This is a genomic window from Martinezella multihospitum, from assembly GCF_900094585.1.
In the GTDB taxonomy this organism is placed as follows: Bacteria; Pseudomonadota; Alphaproteobacteria; order Rhizobiales; family Rhizobiaceae; genus Rhizobium; species Rhizobium multihospitium.
The window spans coordinates 59,982-78,182 of the sequence record NZ_FMAG01000010.1; the positions used below are offsets into that span (position 1 = coordinate 59,982).

Annotated in this window: 20 protein-coding genes; 17 read left to right on the top strand and 3 right to left on the bottom strand. The window is 61.7% G+C overall.

The features are described from left to right. The first annotated feature begins 62 nt into the window (after positions 1–62). The 5 genes from GA0061103_RS29900 to GA0061103_RS29920 all read left to right on the top strand — a co-directional run bounded on the left by GA0061103_RS29900 (position 63) and on the right by GA0061103_RS29920 (position 7,897). Complete coding sequence (locus GA0061103_RS29900) at positions 63–719, top strand: hypothetical protein (protein WP_092718092.1); 657 nt, start codon at positions 63–65, stop codon at positions 717–719. Between the two features lie 74 nt (positions 720–793). Further along, entirely contained in the window at positions 794–1,984 is a 1,191-nt protein-coding gene (locus GA0061103_RS29905) for a DUF932 domain-containing protein (protein ID WP_092718095.1), read from the top strand. A gap of 106 nt (positions 1,985–2,090) precedes the next feature. Further along, positions 2,091–2,345, top strand: coding sequence for a DUF6117 family protein (locus GA0061103_RS29910; RefSeq protein ID WP_092718099.1), 255 nt, complete (start codon positions 2,091–2,093; stop codon positions 2,343–2,345). 131 nt (positions 2,346–2,476) lie between these two features. Then, entirely contained in the window at positions 2,477–6,847 is a 4,371-nt protein-coding gene (locus GA0061103_RS29915) for a strawberry notch family protein (protein WP_092718101.1), read from the top strand. 12 nt (positions 6,848–6,859) lie between these two features. Then, positions 6,860–7,897: a DUF7146 domain-containing protein gene (locus tag GA0061103_RS29920; protein WP_092718104.1), complete on the top strand. Its 1,038-nt coding sequence runs from the start codon at positions 6,860–6,862 to the stop codon at positions 7,895–7,897. A gap of 194 nt (positions 7,898–8,091) precedes the next feature. Here the strand turns inward: GA0061103_RS29920 and GA0061103_RS35595 are convergent, their stop codons facing one another. Further along, the gene (locus tag GA0061103_RS35595) at positions 8,092–8,226 is read right to left on the bottom strand and encodes a hypothetical protein (RefSeq protein ID WP_280949806.1); all 135 of its coding nucleotides are present in this window, start codon (positions 8,224–8,226) and stop codon (positions 8,092–8,094) included. Between GA0061103_RS35595 and GA0061103_RS29925 the strand changes: the two genes are divergently transcribed. From GA0061103_RS29925 to GA0061103_RS29945, 5 genes are all read left to right on the top strand, one after another. After that, positions 8,225–9,166, top strand: coding sequence for a DUF2493 domain-containing protein (locus tag GA0061103_RS29925; protein WP_092718107.1), 942 nt, complete (start codon positions 8,225–8,227; stop codon positions 9,164–9,166). The two genes, GA0061103_RS35595 and GA0061103_RS29925, sit on opposite strands and share 2 nt — an antisense overlap. Before the next feature lie 64 nt (positions 9,167–9,230). Then, entirely contained in the window at positions 9,231–9,491 is a 261-nt protein-coding gene (locus tag GA0061103_RS29930; RefSeq protein WP_092718110.1) for a type II toxin-antitoxin system Phd/YefM family antitoxin, read from the top strand. Continuing rightward, positions 9,481–9,900: a hypothetical protein gene (locus GA0061103_RS29935; protein WP_092718113.1), complete on the top strand. Its 420-nt coding sequence runs from the start codon at positions 9,481–9,483 to the stop codon at positions 9,898–9,900. Before GA0061103_RS29930 ends, GA0061103_RS29935 begins: the two co-directional genes overlap by 11 nt. Before the next feature lie 581 nt (positions 9,901–10,481). Next, positions 10,482–10,805 (top strand): DUF736 domain-containing protein, encoded by a 324-nt coding sequence (locus GA0061103_RS29940; RefSeq protein WP_092718117.1) that lies wholly within the window; start codon positions 10,482–10,484, stop codon positions 10,803–10,805. 56 nt (positions 10,806–10,861) lie between these two features. Further along, the gene (locus GA0061103_RS29945) at positions 10,862–11,194 is read left to right on the top strand and encodes a hypothetical protein (RefSeq protein WP_092718120.1); all 333 of its coding nucleotides are present in this window, start codon (positions 10,862–10,864) and stop codon (positions 11,192–11,194) included. 65 nt (positions 11,195–11,259) lie between these two features. Here GA0061103_RS29945 and GA0061103_RS29950 read toward each other — a convergent pair whose 3' ends face one another. Next, a complete protein-coding gene (locus GA0061103_RS29950) occupies positions 11,260–11,538 on the bottom strand; it encodes an HU family DNA-binding protein (RefSeq protein ID WP_092718124.1) in 279 nt (92 codons plus the stop codon). Positions 11,539–11,933: 395 nt separating this feature from the next. Between GA0061103_RS29950 and GA0061103_RS35170 the strand changes: the two genes are divergently transcribed. Further along, complete coding sequence (locus GA0061103_RS35170) at positions 11,934–12,098, top strand: hypothetical protein (RefSeq protein WP_167376671.1); 165 nt, start codon at positions 11,934–11,936, stop codon at positions 12,096–12,098. A gap of 192 nt (positions 12,099–12,290) precedes the next feature. Here the strand turns inward: GA0061103_RS35170 and GA0061103_RS29960 are convergent, their stop codons facing one another. After that, positions 12,291–12,566 (bottom strand): WGR domain-containing protein, encoded by a 276-nt coding sequence (locus GA0061103_RS29960; RefSeq protein ID WP_092718127.1) that lies wholly within the window; start codon positions 12,564–12,566, stop codon positions 12,291–12,293. 504 nt (positions 12,567–13,070) lie between these two features. On the opposite strand from GA0061103_RS29960, the gene GA0061103_RS29965 reads away from it, so the two are divergent. The 6 genes from GA0061103_RS29965 to GA0061103_RS29990 all read left to right on the top strand — a co-directional run bounded on the left by GA0061103_RS29965 (position 13,071) and on the right by GA0061103_RS29990 (position 18,201). After that, positions 13,071–13,556 carry a hypothetical protein gene (locus tag GA0061103_RS29965; protein ID WP_092718130.1) on the top strand — a complete coding sequence of 162 codons (486 nt, stop codon included), beginning with the start codon at positions 13,071–13,073 and terminating at the stop codon, positions 13,554–13,556. Between the two features lie 1,462 nt (positions 13,557–15,018). Further along, positions 15,019–15,756, top strand: a complete 738-nt coding sequence (locus tag GA0061103_RS29970; protein ID WP_245304904.1) for a hypothetical protein — start codon at positions 15,019–15,021, stop codon at positions 15,754–15,756. A gap of 11 nt (positions 15,757–15,767) precedes the next feature. Further along, complete coding sequence (locus GA0061103_RS29975; RefSeq protein WP_092718140.1) at positions 15,768–16,223, top strand: hypothetical protein; 456 nt, start codon at positions 15,768–15,770, stop codon at positions 16,221–16,223. A gap of 194 nt (positions 16,224–16,417) precedes the next feature. After that, positions 16,418–17,503 (top strand): lytic transglycosylase domain-containing protein, encoded by a 1,086-nt coding sequence (locus GA0061103_RS29980; protein ID WP_245304905.1) that lies wholly within the window; start codon positions 16,418–16,420, stop codon positions 17,501–17,503. Then, positions 17,500–17,871: a TrbC/VirB2 family protein gene (locus GA0061103_RS29985; protein WP_092718148.1), complete on the top strand. Its 372-nt coding sequence runs from the start codon at positions 17,500–17,502 to the stop codon at positions 17,869–17,871. The genes GA0061103_RS29980 and GA0061103_RS29985 overlap by 4 nt, the downstream gene beginning before the upstream one ends. Before the next feature lie 3 nt (positions 17,872–17,874). Then, complete coding sequence (locus tag GA0061103_RS29990; protein ID WP_092718151.1) at positions 17,875–18,201, top strand: VirB3 family type IV secretion system protein; 327 nt, start codon at positions 17,875–17,877, stop codon at positions 18,199–18,201.

The following is an 18,201-nucleotide window of genomic DNA, read 5'->3' on the forward strand; positions in this document are numbered from 1 at the left end:
CGGTCGGGTCTTGCAAAACAGCCGGGCCATCGCGCCGGGTTTTCCCGTTTCAGGAGGCACCCATGCCTGACTTCATCATCGAGACCACCTACCATCTGCCGATCTTCCGGCGCCGCACTTACGCGGCCGATACATTGGACGCGGCGTGCCGCGCCGCCATCGACGACGACAGCTGGGATGTTGCCGAGAAGGACTTCGATTCCTCCGGTCCAGTTCATGTCACCGGGATCTGGGACGGCGCACATGCGGCCTATGCCGGTCCGCCGATCCAGATCCCGCAGCAGTTCGAGGAAACTGTCCAGCGCCGGGCGCGTCATTTCGAGATCTTGCTCGGACTGTTGAAGATGCTATTCGACGACATCCGCGCGGCCCGCCCACCGTCGCCCGAATGGCGCGCCCGAGCTGCCTGGGCGATCGCGCGAGGAGAGGCCATTCTCGCGGGGGACCCGGATCCTGAAGAGCCTGTCGACGCACCTAAGCCTTCCCACGTCCTGGTCAGGCTGCAAGAGGCTGGTGTGCGCGACGCAATCGCGGCGGTGCTCGAGGTGGACCCGAGTTTTAGGGGTCTAACACCCGAGGCAGTGACCGACGACGAGGTCCATGCCGCATGCGTTTCCATCGCCACCACGATGGATTTCTCCGATGTGGTCGGAAGCGCCGAGTTCCAGGCCGCGCTCTCGGCGATTAGGTCGGCGCACCGCCGGCTAATGTCCGATTGATCCTTCTTCTTCCCCAGAATCCCTCAACCTCGCCCGGCCGTCGCGCCGGGTTTTCGTTTTCAAGGAGACATTCAATGAGCACTCTTGCTTCCACCACTCAAACCGTTGCTTCCGGCTTTAAGGTCGACCTCTCTCGCGGCGAGCGGATCGGCCGCGTTTCGTCCGAATGGTTTTCGCGCCCCGATGACGAGCGTTTCCTGTCGCTGAACGATCTCTACGACACCGTTCGGCCCCGCGCCGAGCGCGCCCATGCCCGCACCATCGAAAGTGCCGCGATCCGTGTCGAAGCAACACGCGACAATGCGGAGCGGCTTGAGCTTCTCGTTCCGGGTCAGCGTCAAGCGATCGCTCCAACCCACTGGAGCTACGGCCAGCTCTGCAGTCTGGTCGGCGCCCCGGCCACGTATATGCGGCAACTGCCGGCGCCGCTTGCAGCGATCAACCTCCAGCACGGCCTGCTCAACCACCGCGCCGAACTGGTCAAGACGCTGGAGATGGACGATGGCCGGCTCGAACTGCGCGCTGTCACCGGGCCGGACTACGGCCGCATCTGGGATCATGAACTGGTCTCCGCCGTGATGAAGATCGCCGGCAATGGGACCGGCGACACGATGTGGAAAGTGCCGGGTGTCCTTGATTGGGCGAGGATGACCCACAACCCCTTTGTCGACATCACCAAGGATACGACGACGCTTTATGCCAGCGACCGCGACGTTTTCCTATTCCTCGTCGACGACACCCATCCGATAGAAGCCGGGCGTTTGCCGAACGGCGATCCCGACCTCTATTTCCGCGGCTTCTATGCCTGGAACTCCGAGGTCGGCTCGAAGACGCTCGGCATCGCGTCCTTTTATTTACGGGCGGTCTGCGCGAACAGAAACCTCTGGGGCACGGAGAGTTTCGAGGAGATCACCATACGCCATTCGAAGTTCGCGGCCCAGCGCTTCGCGCATGAGGCAGCACCCGCGCTGACCAGCTTTGCCAATTCCTCGCCGGCACCCTTCATCGCCGGCATCAAGGCGGCCCGCGAACGGATCGTCGCGCGCAAGGACGATGAGCGCGAGACCTTCCTGCGTCGGCGAGGCTTCTCGAAAGGCGAGACCGGCAAGGTCATCGAGATGGTGCTGTCGGAGGAGGGGAGACCGCCCGAGTCGATCTTCGACTTCGTGCAGGGCATCACCGCACTCGCGCGCACGAAAACCAATCAGGACACGCGGCTGGAGCTCGAAGGCAAAGCGAAGAAGCTGCTGGAGAGTGCCTCCTGACATGGTCATGCGCGCCTGGCTCAGACCCGGCCGCGTATACAAACCCCATCGCAGTCATCCCAGGGCCTGGGCAAGCGCCGGGCCTCATTTTGTCCGGAGAACCCCAATGGCTATCCCCGATCATGCCCGCGCAAACTTCGACACGCTGCTGCGCGCCGCGTCCGACGGTAATCTTGCTCTTATGGAATGCCTCGATGCGTCTACACGCGAGCCGCGTTACGTACTTTGCGCCGTGGCCCGCAACAGCGGCGAATACGTCTTCACGCCATTCGGCCATCTCGCCGACGGCAACCCCTGCGACGCCTATCTGCCGCCCGATCCCGACGATCCAACCGGTTTCATTGCGAGTCCTGCAACCTGACCGCTGACGATCGCCGACAGTTTCAGCTGGCGATCCTCGATCCCTCTCTGGCCGCCCCGATTTCGCTCCTCCGAACCTTTGGCAGGACGCTGGGCCCCGCTGTTCTTTCCTCACTCCTGGAGCATCCTTCGATGAATATCATCTCGCATCCTCGAACCGTTTCCGCCCCTTCGCGTCTTGAGACCAAAAGCCGCGCTGACGAACTTATAGAAGCTGCCGGTCGGATCGCCTCACTTTTGGAGCAAGGCAAAGTCGTCACTTCAGGTGACCTGCGACAGATCATGATCGAGGCCCTTGGCGGCAGCGATGCCGAAGGCATCTGGCTTTGGAAAGACGCCTATGAGGCGACCGAAGCCGCTCAGGTGCTGTTCCTGCGCAAGTTCGGGCCAGCGATCGTTTCCCGCACCCATTCGCCTCAATTGGCACTCGCGATGCTGATGAAAGTGGCGACTCTCCTGCCTATCCATGCACGCCGATCCGAGGAGAGCCACGCGTTGCAGCAGTTCTCGACACCGATCCCGCTCGCCTACGTCGCATCTCGTGCTGCCGGCATCACGGCCGCTGACGTGATTCTCGAACCGTCGGCTGGAACCGGCCTCATGGCGATCTTCGCGGAACTCGCGGGCGCGCCACTGGCGCTCAACGAATATGCGGCTGCTCGGCACTCGCTATTGCAGCAGCTTTTTCCCGGCATTCCAATATCGCAGCACGATGCGGCGCATATCGACGATTACCTCGAGCGTTCCATTCGGCCTACCGTGGTACTGATGAACCCGCCGTTCTCGGTTGGCGTCCATGTGGAAGGCCGTGTCGCTGATGCCGCGTGGCGGCATCTGACCTCCGCCTTCGCTCGTCTCGCTCCCGGTGGCCGACTTGTCACGATCACCGGCTCGAGCCTTTCTCCTGACAATGCCACATGGCGTGACGCCTTTGTTCGGCTGCAGCGGCAGGGCACGCTGCTATTCACTTCGGCGATCGACCGCAGCATCTACGCGCGTCACGGAACGACGATGGAAACGCGCCTCACCGTGATCGACAAGGTTCCGGCGGGCGATCCGTCGAAGCTCGTAATGTCGAGGGGCACCGGATCCGATCTGGAAACGCTTCTCACTTGGATCGCTGACCTACCACCTCGCACCCTCGCGAGGGCGCCAGACTCCATTGGAGCGCCCTCCAACGGCATCCTGCGCGCGGACAGGATGCGTCCAGCAGCAGTTGCCGCGCCGCGGAATCGCCCTGCACCTGTCGATGATGAGGTCATCGAACTCTCCTACGAGCTGCGGGACGCTCAGCCGAAGGGTGAGGCCAACGCAGTTGACGACATCTACGAATCCTACCGGCTGCAGTCGATTCACATCCCGGACGCGAAGCCGCATCCCGACAGGCTGGTGGAATCCGTGGCGATGGCCTCGGTGGCACCGCCGAAGCCGAGTTATCGCCCGCATCTGCCGAAGTGCATCGTCGTAAGCGGCGATCTTTCCGCCGCCCAACTCGAAAGCGTCATCTATGCCGGTGAAGCGCATTCCGGCTATCTCACCGGACACTGGAGCGTCGATACCTCCTTTGACAATCTCAAGGCGGTCGCATCCGACGCGGAACATGCTGTTCGTTTTCGTCGCGGCTGGTTTCTCGGCGACGGAACAGGCGCCGGCAAAGGTCGCCAGGCTGCCGGCATTATTCTAGACAACTGGGTGAAGGGTCGCCGGCGGCTTGTCTGGATATCGAAGTCCGACAAGCTGATCGAGGACGCGCAGCGCGACTGGTGCGCGCTGGGTCAAGAGAAGCTCCTGGTCACCCCCTTGTCGCGCTTCCGGCAAGGCAAGCCCATCAAGCTGGAAGAAGGTATCCTCTTCACCACCTTTGCAACGCTTCGTACCGATGAGCGTGAGGGCCGACGCTCACGCGTGCAGCAGATCGTCGACTGGCTCGGCGCCGACTTCGATGGCGTTATCATTTTCGATGAAGGCCATGCCATGGCCAACGCCGCCGGCGGCAAAACCGAGCGCGGCGACAAGGCGGCATCGCAGCAGGGCAGGGCAGGGCTCCGGCTGCAACGCGCTCTTCCCGATGCCCGCGTCGTCTACGTCTCGGCCACCGGCGCGTCGGAAGTGGAGTCGCTCGCCTATGCTGAGCGCCTCGGCCTTTGGGGCAGCAGTGACTTTCCCTTTCCGACGCGCTCTGAGTTCATTGCCGCGATCGAAGACGGTGGCGTTGCCGCCATGGAAGTGCTGGCGCGCGACCTGAAGGCCATGGGCCTCTACGCATCCCGCTCGCTCTCCTTCGAGGGCGTCGAATACGAGATCCTCGAGCACGAACTCACCGAGGAACAGATCCGCATCTACGACTCCTATGCAGAAGCGTTCCAGGTGATCCACAACCATCTCGATGCCGCGATGGAAGCCTCCGGCATCACTGGTGCGACCAGCGCGGCCGGCAAATCCGTCACGCTAAACAAAAATGCCAAGGCTGCTGCGCGCTCCGCCTTCGAAAGCTCCAAGCAGCGCTTCTTCAATCACTTGCTGACATCGATGAAAACGCCGGCCCTTCTCGCGGCGACGGCCGCCGACCTGGAGGGCGGGCATGCTGCCATCGTCCAGCTCGTCTCGACGGGGGCAGCGCTGACCGAGCGCCGGCTGGCACGGATCCCGACCGAGGAATGGGGCGATCTCCAGGTCGACGTGACGCCGCGGGAGTATGTCATCGATTACCTGATGCACTCCTTCCCGGTGCAGCTTTTCGAGGAATTTTCCGACACTGACGGCAATCTCAGTTCCCGACCGGTTCATGACGCGAACGGCAACCCCCTCATCTGCCGGGAGGCCGAGCGTCGCCGCGACGAACTGGTCGAAACGCTCGGCAGCCTGCCGGCGATCCCGACGGCGCTCGATCAGATCGTCCAGCACTTCGGAACCGGCAAGGTAGCCGAAATCACCGGCAGGTCACGTCGCATCGTTCGCCTGGAGGACAACACTTCCATCGCGCGCTTTGCCGTTCAGAACCGACCGGGCAGCGCCAATCTCGATGAGGCCCGCGCCTTCATGGACGACGAGAAAGGCATTCTCGTCTTCAGCGACGCCGGCGGAACCGGCAGATCCTACCATGCGGATCTTGCCGCCAAAAATCAGCGCCTGCGCTTGCATAACCTTCTGGAAGCTGGATGGCGAGCCGACGTGGCGATCCAGGGGCTCGGGCGCAGTCATCGCGCCAACCAGAAGCAGCCGCCGCGCTTTCGGATGATCGCCACCAATGTTAAGGCAGAACGGCGCTTCCTCTCGACCGTCGCCCGGCGTCTCGACACGCTCGGCGCCATCACCCGTGGTCAACGCCAGACCGGCGGGCAGGGCATGTTCCGGTCCGAAGACAATCTCGAATCGCAATATGCCCGTGACGCGCTGCGACAATTCTATGGACTGCTGCATGCCGGCAGGATCGAAGGCTGCTCGCTGGAAACGTTCGAAAGCATCACCGGCCTGTCCCTCACATCGGAGGAGGGCGGATTGAAGGATGAGCTGCCGCCGATCCAGACCTTCCTCAATCGCATGCTGGCATTGACCATCGCCATGCAGAACGTGCTGTTCGAGGCCTTCGAGCAACTGCTCGCCGCCCGCATCGACGGGGCAATCGCCGCCGGCATCTATGACAAGGGCCTGGAGACGATCACCGCCGACAGCATGACGGTCTCCGAGCGCCGGCTGATCTACACCCATCCGGTCACCGGGGCGCACTCGCATTTGCTGACCATCGAACGCCGGGATCGCAATGCTCCTATGCAGTTCGAGGAGGTTCAAAGCCTCGTCGGGCAGGATGCACGCGCGAAGCTGATGATCAATATTAAGTCGGGCCGGCCGGCGTTGATGGTCCCGACCCGCTCGATCATGCTGGACGATGGATCTATTCAACCGCGAGTGTCGCTGATCCGGCCTATGGACGAGCTGCGATTCGAGGTGCGGCAACTTGAAGAGACCAACTGGGAGGAAGCCGACGAACAGGCGTTCGCCCTCGCCTGGAATACCGAGGTCGCGGCGGTGCCGGAATTCTCGACGTCGACGATGCACATCGTCAGCGGGTTGTTGCTGCCGATCTGGAAATTGCTGCCGCATGATTTCTGCCGGGTGCGGCGGCTGCAGACCGATGACGGCGAGCGGATCGTCGGCCGCATAATCACACCGGATCGGCTCGCCGGCCTTTGCCGCAACTTCGGGATCGATCAGACGCAAGTGCTGAGCGCCGACCAGACCTGGGCATCGCTTGTCGATGGATCCTCTGTCGTCGGGCTTGCCGGCGACATGACGCTCCGCCGCGTGCGCGTCATGAACGAATACCGCGTCGAACTGACTGGCTTCACGGATGGCATGCGCGACTGGTTGCGGTCGATCGGCCTCTTCTCCGAGATGATCAATTGGAAGCTGCGCTTCTTCGTGCCTGTCACAGATGAGGGAGCAGTGATCCTGTCGAAGCTGATTGAGCGTCATCGCTTTGTCGATGTCGCGCGTCGGTCATGAGGGAGGCCTGCCATGCTTTCCGCCTCCGATCTGGCAGATCGTCTCGCGCAAGACGCTGAGGCGGTCTGCCGCCACTATCTCTCGGCCGGCCGCCGTGTGGGCAACTACTGGCTGGTCGGCGATGTCGGCAACAACAAGGGCCGGTCCCTCTATGTCCATCTGGTCGGTCCTCGCGCCGGCCGATGGACCGATGCGGCGACCGGCCAGTTTGGTGATCTGCTCGACCTCGTCCGCGAGACCTGCGGTTTGGTCGATTTCCGAGACGTGGCCGAGGAAGCGCGTCGTTTCCTCAGCCTGCCTCGACCCGAGCCGGTATCGTCTCTCAGGAGGCACGCCCAAAATTCTGCGGCGGTCGAGCGGCCGGCGTCTGAGCGGGCCAGGCGTCTGTTTCGGACAACGCAGCCGCTGGCCGGCACATTGGCCGATGCCTATCTCCGCAAGCGCGGCATTTTGCGGGCATCCACCCATTTGGCGCTGCGGTTTCATCCGTCCTGCTACTATCGCGATCTCGTGACCGGCCGCACGAGCAGCCATCCGGCCTTGATTGCCGCCGTGACCGACTGTGCCGGGGCCATCACCGGCGTGCATCGTAGCTGGCTTGATCCCGAGGGCGACGGCAAGGCGAAGGTCGACGATCCGCGCCGCGCACTTGGCGGGCTCCTCGGTAACGGCGTCCGCTTCGGCTTTCCGGTCAATGCGCCTGTGCCGGTAATGGCGGCAGGCGAGGGGCTTGAGACCATGCTGTCACTCTCACACGTGATGCCCAGCATGCCGATGGTGGCGGCGCTCACGGCTAATCACCTTGCCGCCTTCCGCTTCCCGCCGGAATGCCGGCGCGTTTACATCGCAGCTGACGCGGATGCCGCCGGCCGACACGGGATCGAAGCGTTGAGCCGCCGGGCACAGGAAGAGGGGATCCTGCCGCTGGTGCTGTCGCCTGAGCTCGGCGACTTCAATGAGGATCTTCGCTGGCTGGGCCCGGACCGGCTGACCGCTAGCCTCAGGGCGCAACTCACTCCGGAAGACGCGATGGCATTTTTGCCTACGTGAAGCGGGTCGGAACGGCGTGGGGGGAGGTGTGGCGGCATTCGCGAAGGGCGGCGGTCCACGGGTCTCATAGGATGAGCGCGCGCCCGCGGGCCTGCCGAGAGGCGACCCTTACCACGCGGGCCTCGGGCCTTCAGCGGGTCGGTCAGGTTTCTTCCCCTGCCAGACCGCAGGCGCGGTCCGTCATTCCTCGCGGATCAAGAAACCCTCCCTCCGCCGCCCGGCGCTTCGCTGGGCCGCGGCACTTCGCTTGCGGTTCCGGCCTCGGCCCCCTTGATCGGGTTCGCCGTCAGGCCGCGACAGGCGCGGCCCAAACCCACGGAGACCATCATGGACATGATCCTTCACCCCGACGACACCTTCGAGCCCCACCACGCGTCCTCGCCGACTGATCGCTTCATCTACGAGATGCAGGTCTTCGGCTATCGCCCCTTCCAGGACGAGCCCGACCCGCGGCCATTGCCGGAGGAACCGCAGGTGCAGTCTTCGATCACCACGATCTTCGATGCCCTTGCCGAAATGCTCGGCGACACCCGGCTGGAACCCGATCTCGAAGATCTGTTCTGGTCGATCCCCAATCTTTTCCATCGCGCCGGCGAACGCATCCAGCGCGAACTCGACCGCAACGAAGAAGCGCAACGCACCGGCCAGCGCGAGCAGGACGGCTCGGAGGTGAAGAGTGTCGAGCTCGAACGCCTCATCGCCGAGGGCATCACGCTCCTGGAGCGCAGGAATAGCTTCGAGTTCATGCGTGATTACGCAGCCGACCTGTTCGAGGCGCAGACCGGATCGTCCTGGCGACCGCGCACCGGCTCCAAGGTCAACCACGCGACCATGACGGCGGCGATGATCGACAGTCGGGACTTCCTCTCCGCCCGACGGCGCGCCGAGACCGAGGTGCTGATCCCGGTCGGCACCAAGGTCGCCTTCTCCGGTGGCATGGACTACAACGATCATGAGCGCATCTGGGCCAAGCTCGATCAGGTGCATGTCAAACACCCTGATATGGTTTTGCTGCACGGCGGCTCGCCGAAAGGTGCTGAACGCATCGCCGCCTGCTGGGCGGAAGCCCGCAAGGTGACGCAGATCACCTTCAAACCCAACTGGACCAAGTACGCGAAGGCCGCTCCGTTTCGACGCAATGACGACATGCTGTCGGTCATGCCCGTCGGATTGATCGTCTTTCCCGGAAACGGCATCACCGGTAACCTTGCCGACAAGGCGCGTCGCCTCGGCATTCCAGTCTGGCAGGCTTCAGGAGACGGCGCGTGAGTGCCGTTTTCCTTGAAAATATGGAAAACATGGAATATATGGAAGTCCATTGGAGACCATAGCCATGAAGCAGTTCACCACAGGCGACCTGAACAAACAGATCGGCGATATTACCGATGCGGCAAGCCGCGAACCGGTCATGCTCACCCGCCACAAGAAGCCTCGCTTTGTGCTGATGAGTTACGAGCACTATGAGCGCATGCGCACGGGCGGCGACCCGCGCCGCGCCTATTATATTTCCGAAATGCCCGCCGACCATGCGGAACTGTTCGACGAGGCGATCGACCGGCTGGCGCGCGGCGAAGGCTACGACGATGAGCCATGAATTCCGGCCCGGCGAAGTCATCACCTATCCATATCTCTGGGCCTGGCAGCAACAGCGCGGCGAGACCGAAGGCCGCAAGCAGCGACCGGTCTGCGTCGTCATCGCCATCCGAAGCGCCTCCGATGGGAATACCCATTTGGCCCTTCTCGCCATCACCACGCAGCCGCCGCAGACAGGTCGGGCCGCTCTGGAGATCCCGGAGATCGAGCGCAAGCGCGCGGGCCTAAGCGATCTGAAGCAGTGCTGGATCATGGCCGACGAATACAATTACGACATTGTCGAACGCTCCTGGTACATCGAGCCGGGCCAGGACATTCTCGGCCGCTTCAGCAAACCCTTCATGATAAAGATCGCCAGGCTGTTCGCGGAGGTCCGTGGCCGAACAGGCCGGATCAACCGCCTCGATTGAGCGGCGATCGAAACGGTCATCATCCGGGACATCTCGGGCAACTACATCGTCGGCGCCATCAACGTCGGAGGCCGTCCTCAGGAAGCAACTCTCCGCCTGGCGGCTGTTTTCGGCTGGTCTCATTTTCCTGACCATCGGGGCGGGAGCGACGCCCGGCAATCAAGCCGGTGTTGTGACCTCTATTCAACCGAGCTGCTGTCGCGCCACCGCGTACGGAAATTCGAGCGCCACACCGAGCGAAGCCATTTCTGACAATGACGATGGGATTAGGACGGTGCTGATCTCGGGCGTCGCGTCAGATGATTGGCGGCCAGCATCCGTTGACCCCAACACTCACCGACGCAATCGACGAGCGTGGCACTCGGCGGGTCCGCAAAGGGCAGCCAAGGCGAGGTCTCGCGGCGACGTCGCAATCAAGGACCATTCCCGTTCTTTATGTCGCCTTTCTAAGGGACCGGCCGCGATCAGCGTCAACCCCGCAAGGGGGTTCCCCTTCGCTAAAGCTTCGGTGACGCCTGCGGCTCAGCCCCTTCTTCGGGCGCCATCGGGAATGGTCCCGATGCAACGAAGGAGACAATCCCATGGCCACCACGATCGCAGCCCTCACCGAAAAGACCGACGGCACGCTCGAAGGCGTCTTCGCCACCATCCGGGTCAACGCCCCGATCGCCCTCATCCCGAACGCCAGCAAGGCGAGCGAAGAAGCCCCGGACTACCGCATCATCCACCGTAAGACCGGCTTTGAGATCGGCGCAGGCTGGAACCGCATCTCCCGGCAGACCGGCGAAGAGTACATCTCCACGAAGCTCGAAGCGCCCGAGATCGGCGTGATCTTCGGAAATGTCGCCCCGGCACCCGGCGGCGAACCCGGCAAGAAGGTCATCCTCTGGAACAGCCCGGCCTGAACCGGACCGCCGGCCCCGAAATCGGGGCCGGCGTCCCCTTTCCAAAGGAGGCCCCTATGAGCCGCTACACAATTACCGTCACCAGGACCGCATCCCGCCACGCCGACCCGGATGCCATTATCGGTTACGACCGTCCGCTTCAGACGTTCTTCCTTCAGGCATTTTCAGATGCCGAAGGCGAGGACCTGGAACTCTGGCTGGGGACGGCCGCCCGGGAGTTCGAGACACTGTCCCAACTGCGGACCGCGGCGATCGCACTTGGTTTCGACTTCATACCCTTGGCATCCGGCGTTCTTCACAAGCTGCTGGACGACCATGCCCGTGAAGCGCATCACGCGGTCAGCGACACGATCATCCAGGATCTCCTTGAGCGGACGTCCGCGCGCTGACGCCATGCCAGAACGAAATTAGCCCGGCTCGGTGCCGGGCTATTTTTTTGCTTGGCTCGGCAAGATTACTTGTTCAGCGCGTCTTTCAGCGCCTTTGCCGGCGTGAACGCCAGCTTCTTGGCCGCGGCGACCTTGATCGTCGCGCCGGTCGCAGGATTGCGTGCCTCGCGCTCCGGGGTGGCTTTCACTTTAAACTTGCCGAAGCCCGGCAGGCTGGTTTCATTGCCGGCCACCGCCGCCTCGGTAATCGAAGCGATGACTGCTTCGACGATGGCCTTGCCCTGTGCCTTAGTAAGGCTGTGAGCTGCTGCGATCTTGTCGGCAATTTCATTGGTTGTGGTCATTTTCTTCTCCGCATCGTTTCAGATGCAGAATACCTGTCATTGCCGATCGTCGCTGTCATCGACACGCTTCGGCAAATGCCGTTGAAAGCCCGGATCTCCACAGCTATTCACGTGCGTGCGCGTCCAGTAACCCGAGGACGGGCATCGAGCCCGCCCTCGCGTTCGGGTGCGATACGGAGAGGAAATGTCTGCTCAGTCCGTCCGAGGATGCCATGGCGCCGTGCCGGCCTCAAGGACGAGCGGTGCCCCCAATTTTGCCTCCGCTCCGGTTCCCTGCGCTCTGACAAAATCGGCTCCCCCACTCGCCGGCTCCGCCGGTCGCTGGCGCGATCCTTGACCCCGCCACGCCTCCATGACCGCACGCGTCGTCTTTTACAAACGTCAAGGAGACGACGATGCTTCTGGAACAACACATTGAAGAGCTGCGGGCCGAGTTGCGGAATGCCGTGTACCGCGAAGAACGCCGTGAGAGCGAGATCGAACTTGAACTTGCCTGCGCCGAGCTGGCGGTGATCATGGCCGAGCAGGAGGGTGTCATCGACGTCGAGCCGCCCTTCTGAGGCGGCTTTTGCCAAATCGTCTGGTCTGACGCGCCGGATCGTCCGGCGCTTCAAACCCAAAGCTTCGCGCCGTATCGGCAGTTGCCGGAACCTGTCGCCATAACTGCGGGGAGGTAGTGGTCGGAGTCCGATTCCTCTTCAGCCCCATGCCATCCGCATAACGAGGGTATCGGCCCCGCGGCGCACCCTTCGCTATCTGTCAGCCGATTCAGCTTGCCGGGCATGCGGTTTCGGCCTGTATCCGCGCGATCGTCTCTTTCGCAAAATCTGAAGGAAGAGCCTGATGGCCTCTTCCTCACGCGCAAAATGATGCTCCCGCCTTTGGCCAGTCGCGCCGATGCGGCCCCATCGGCGGATGAGACAGGTCTCGCCGAACAGGTTGGGCTCGATCGACATGGCATAGTAGCGAGCCATGTTTTCCTTGGGGTCGGTGCGTTCGACGTAAAGCTGGTAAGACTGCGCAATCATGGTCCGGAGAATCGGACAACGCCGACTCTGCGTCCAACGACATATTTGAATCGGTCGGTCTCGATTGATTCGTAGTGATTATGGGTTCGACGGATAATCCGGGCGAGCCGCCTGCGGCGGACCGTGGCTATTCGCCGTCGCTCACGGAGCCCGCAAGCGGTCTCCGCCCATTTGGGTCACGCCCCCTCTCGCGCCTGGCGCACTGGCGGCGCGAATTTTCCGCGACCGTGCGCGATGATAGGCTCCACAGCCCGCTGGACGCCGGATATGGGCACGGCGCCTGGGCGCCGTGGTCTATCTCTCTCTGACGTCCCATTGTGCACCCGCCACTCCGGCGTCAAGGACGGCGCGGCCCCCTCCAATTTTCAGCCGCCGGCCCTTCGGACCATCGCCAGAAAATCGGCTCCTCCGCTTGCCGCCGCTGGCGGTCGCGTACCGCGATCCCTGACCCCTCGCGGCTAGGGTGCGGCCTCCTTTCGTCAGAGACGGAAAGGAGACACTGATATGTCCGATGACTGGCATTACGTCCATCAGCTCGCGGTGCTTGCGGGCTTCAAGCTCATCGTGCTTGCAAATCGCATCGGTTGCGAGGACAAATTCTTGCTGGAACTGCATGACGAGCTCGCCGAGGGGTTGGCAGCGGCAATTGCGCGGCTGCGATCCATCATGGCGCTGGAGCGCCAGCTCGCCAGCGAGCCCGACGAGGAAGGTCTCGTCGCCTTCCAGCTTCATGGCGAAGAGGAATGCTTTGCGCGTTTCCGGATCACACTGCTCGATGACCTCGAAATCGACTTCGACACACACGAGTACCGTGTGAACGGCGGCGAATGGCACTATGCGCTCTCGGCCGATTGCGACGGCATCGAGGTCGACTATCCGACACTCGTCGCACTCACCGATGATCAGTTGGGCACTCTCGCCCCGATCGTCCGTGCGATCCGTAGCGAGACGGGCATCGCCATCAGCATCGCACGCGTCGTCCACGATTGATACGCAGGCGAGAGGCGGCTTGGCCGTCTCTCGCCTGTTCCTATGGCATGATCGCTTGCAGGCATCGAGCCTGCGTGCGCTCTTGAGGGGAGAGACTTGCCGCCTCTCCCCTCAAACACCCCTCTCCCTGTGGTGCGGGTCTCGACCCGCCCGGCCTTTCGGGCCGGTAGGCGGACGCTGCCGCGACTTCCCCAAACAACACGGAGAGGAGGATCACCTTACGCTGCGCCCTCATGCTTCAGGCATTCGCTGCAGGTGATCCTCCTCTCCTGCCGCGCGCTCGCCGTCTCATCGCTCGTGCGCCATCGACGTCTGTTCCCCTTCGGTCACGGCCATCCCGGCGCCTCGCGACAACGGCTCGCTTCAGCATCTATCACCAAACCAGTCTGTCCACCGCGCTATTCCTTCGGCGCGGATCACTGGCCCGAGCCTGTGATCGCTGTTGCTTTGTCTGATGACGCGCAACAGCATGGGCGCCTCGGGCACGGCGGTCAGACTGGTTTGGTGATAGATGGCAGGATAGGCTATTGGTATACCAATAGCCGTTTTCGCCCGAGGGGCGAGTCGCCTCAGAGACCAAGGGTTTCCCGGTCTTTCATTTTTCAGACTTGACGATGCCATGAGGGAGAGGCGTGGAAGGGGGGGCGGGGAGCGGACTCTTTCGAACAAACAGCCTTCGGCCGAAATGCAGCGACTCGGCGGTCAGGTGGTTACGCAAACGAGCGAATGGGAGAACCCGCCGATCGGTGGTTCGCCGATCTAACGGGCTTGCGAATGTGCGAATAGGCGACTGCGCGTATACGCAAATAGGTGCGTCGACGTCTGAGCGTATCGGTTGGTCGGCGAATGAGTGACGCAGTGATTGGGCCTTTGAGTGAAACAGCAGATCTGCAATTAAGCAAATCCGCGAACCGGCGAGACACCGATCCAGCGAATGGGTGTTCAGGCGATCCTGTTAATCGGTGAATCGGCGAATGCGCGGATCGCTGAATGGGTGGTTACGTGGACGCGCGATTGGGCGGATCAGCGAACAGCTCATTCCGGGAACGAGCTATTGAGCGATCCGGCGCGTCGGTGAATGAGTGATGCACGCGCCTGGCGAAAACGGTGAAAGCGTGTCCAAGCGGCCTTCGCCTTTTCTGATAAGCCCTCAATTGGCAATTTGTGATCGCAGTCGCGGTCGCTGCGGTTATCGCAACAAACCAGACGGTGACGATGCCTCTTTCACAAGGGTCCGCGTCAGCGGAGCAGCGTGATCACCGCATCCTTTAAATGCCTAGGGAATCCAAACGTGTCCGGTCCCTCGTCTTTCCCGCTTGAGCAAGCCATCTGCTGCTGGTAAATTATACCGGAGTATAAGTTGGAAATTTGGTCTCGGCTGCGGGCCGGGCGGTACTCCGTCGTTCAAGAATAAGGTTTTACTCTGATACACAATCGATCCCTCCTGACGAAGGAATGGTACATGGTGCCGTTCACTGCGGACTGCCATGACTGTGGTGCACAGACACGGTCCGCAGCTGTTGTCGTTGGCCCTTCAAGCCTGGTGGGGGACGCCGGGTCTGAGCCGGAAAGCGATATACTCGCGAAACCGCGCAGAAGACTTGATGGGTTCGCACTCATTGAGGCGCTAGGCGGTCAGACCGAACATGTCGAGCGATCCGTCATCAACCGGTTCCACAGCACCTTCGCCTTTCTGGACGGCCAACTGACATCGATCTGTGAACACTGCGGGGAAAATCTTCCACCCGCTGCGATCCGCTCCGCCGTCATGAACGTCTTTGTACGGCTCGGGCAGAAGCGCCTTCTGGTGAACGAGCGCTTGATGATCTTTGCGTCTGACGTGTTGCTGACGGAATTTCGTGGGGAGACCTCAATCGAAGAAAGCGCGATGCGCGATCCGGATTTCGCCCTCCTCCTCGTCTGCGACACGGAAAGCGTGGTCGGCGAAACCGGCATGATCGAGTTGTGGCACAGCATCGCACGTGACGACTACGCGATCGTGGTCAAAGGCCACGATGGCCGCGAGATGTTGCGGGACGCGTTCAACTGCGACCTGAAGGAGGTCGTGACAACTATTTTCGATCTCGGGCTGGTGCTCACCCAGCTTCACCTGGCCCAGGCATCGTCACCCTATTGCGCGCTCGCCCGCGATCTTTTTCTCGAAGCCCTCGAACATGCCGGTTATCAGCAGGCAAGCTAGAAAGCGATACTATGCGTCTGTTCACGAAGCTCTTAGGATCTCTGGCGGCAATGACGGTGATGGCAGGATGCGGCCATCAGATCGATCAGCCGCGCCGACAGCCGCCGGCACCTTTTGCGTATCTCAGCCTGGCGGCCTGTAAAGGCTATTCCAGCAACATCATCGAATGCCAACTTGAATATGGGACCGACTTCGGACGCCGCCGTCTTGGGCCCGTCCAAGACAGGGGTTTGTCGATCGAACTTGATGGCGGGCGCTATCAGGTGGAGTCCTGTTATCCGGTGGAGAGGATACTGAAGGAGTTGCCCAATTTTGTGTGCCGAATCTCTGTCACGACTTCGGGCGCCGACGCCGGTTCGGTACTGGTAAAGGGCGGCACTGCCGTCCGTCTTGCTCGCATTTTGGGAGACCAAGAACAGATTCAGTATCGCTGGACCCGAGATAGATGGTCACGGCTAAACGATTGAAGTTCTTGATGATTATCTCCTGCTGACGAAGCGCGCTAACGCGTTAATTATACTCCAGTTAAAGTTTAGGGTTGATTTCCACGGCTGAATGCGGTTCAAAATCTTATACCGCAGTATAATTTTGCATTGGTTCAGCCATGGATAGCGTTCCGCTTTCGCCTGTGAACAGACCGCACAAGATATCCTCGCGGAGCGTGCTGTGGCTCGCCGGAACGTCGGCTTTTCTGCTCACCGGTTTCGCCTCCGGCCCATCCGGCCCAGATGACAGTGGCGGTCGCATCGTCTCGGAAAAGCCGACGCACATTGGGCACATTGCCGACCGGATGGAGCTGAAGGCAGACGAGGCGGCGACCATACCGCCAAAACCGGAGCCTTCCGCCTATGCTACCTCGACGCGGGATATCCCAACGATCGATTCTGCCAGCTTCAACGAGCGATTTAGTGGGCCGGTCATTGATGCGCTTCGGACCAGCGCTCGCCCGTCGGAGTTCACCGCAGGGTTTAGTGACAGTGCTGGCCGATCATCAGGATCAGCGGCTGGAAGTACGAATGACCGGAGGGAACGCGCTGTGCATTCGCTGGTCAGCGTATACTCGTTTGATCAGGAAACAGCCGATCCCGAGCTCGCCGAGCCGGCAACCGCACCTCAGGTCAATGTCAGCGAGCCACCAGTACAGGCCCGACCGGATCTTCTATCCGGTGTCCCAACGGACTATGCCAGACTTGCATTGAGGGTTGCAGGCAACGAGGAGGTTGATCCGAACTGGGTGCTTTCGGTGATGCGGGCCGAAAATGCCGGCTTCGATCCAGACCTGGTTAGCTCCGCGGGCGCCGTCGGTTTGATGCAAGTCATGCCACGGATCGGCGAAGCCTTCGGTGCGACCGATCTGACCGATCCCGAACAGAACATCCGCGCCGGCACGCGATTTCTCCGCGTCTTGATCGCCAAATACAAAAATCCCGTGTTGGTCGCGGCCGCTTATAATGCCGGCGAGCCGAACGTCGACCTTCGCCATTCCCTGCCACTGATCCGCGAAACCGCCGACTATGTCACCCGTGTCGTTGGATACTATACCGGCACGGCGGCCACACCGGTCCTATCGACCGTAAGTCGGACGTCCGCCCCCCGCAGCACCGGGCGGGCCGCCCGGGCCAAATCCCCCATGCTTGTGTTCTCAGTTGCAAACCCGTCCCCGTCAGACGTCCGTCCTCACCGTGATGAGGCTCAGAATGATGCTGGCGGGCCGGTCAAAATTGTCAAGGAAGAGGTGTCTCAATGAATCCCATCGCAATGGCAGTCCAGACAGCCGTTCTCTACGGCAGCGTAGCCTGGTCCTCATTGGCCAAAAGGAAATGGGTCGGAAACCCCGCCATCGTGCTTGCCGCGAGCTTGATCCTGCTCGTCAGCCAGTACGAGCCGGCGGCGGCGCAGAACCTCGACGCGCTGCAAAACGCTGCTGACCGGCTCGTGCAGTTCTTTACCGGCCCGTTCGGCCGTTCGGTCGGAGCGATCGCCTTCATCGGCATGTTTCTCGCCGCAGCCTTCGGTTACTGGTCCTGGGGAGCGCTGCTTCGGGTTGGAGGAAGCCTTGCCGGCATGTTTGCCGCCGCCGAGCTCGTCGACTTCCTCGCTGGCAGCGGGTCTTAAGCCATGGCAGGAGCAGGGAACACCGCCGAGGGTGGCGACGAATATATCGAATCCCATCCCGTCATATTGGCTCTCACACGACCGCCGACAGTGATGGGAATTCCCTACACGTACTTCCTGGCGGAATGCTTTGTTTCGCTGATGGTCTTCATGATCCTGGGATCCATTCTCTGGTTCCCGGTCTCATTCGTTATCGTCCACAGCATCCTCTACGTGCTCACCGTCAAGCTCGATCTCTGGTTTTTCGAGATCGTCGGGCGCCTCAGCATGTGTGGTGTCAACCCCCTGGGCCGGAAGCTCGGTGGCGGCGTCAGAACCTACGGAGTGTAA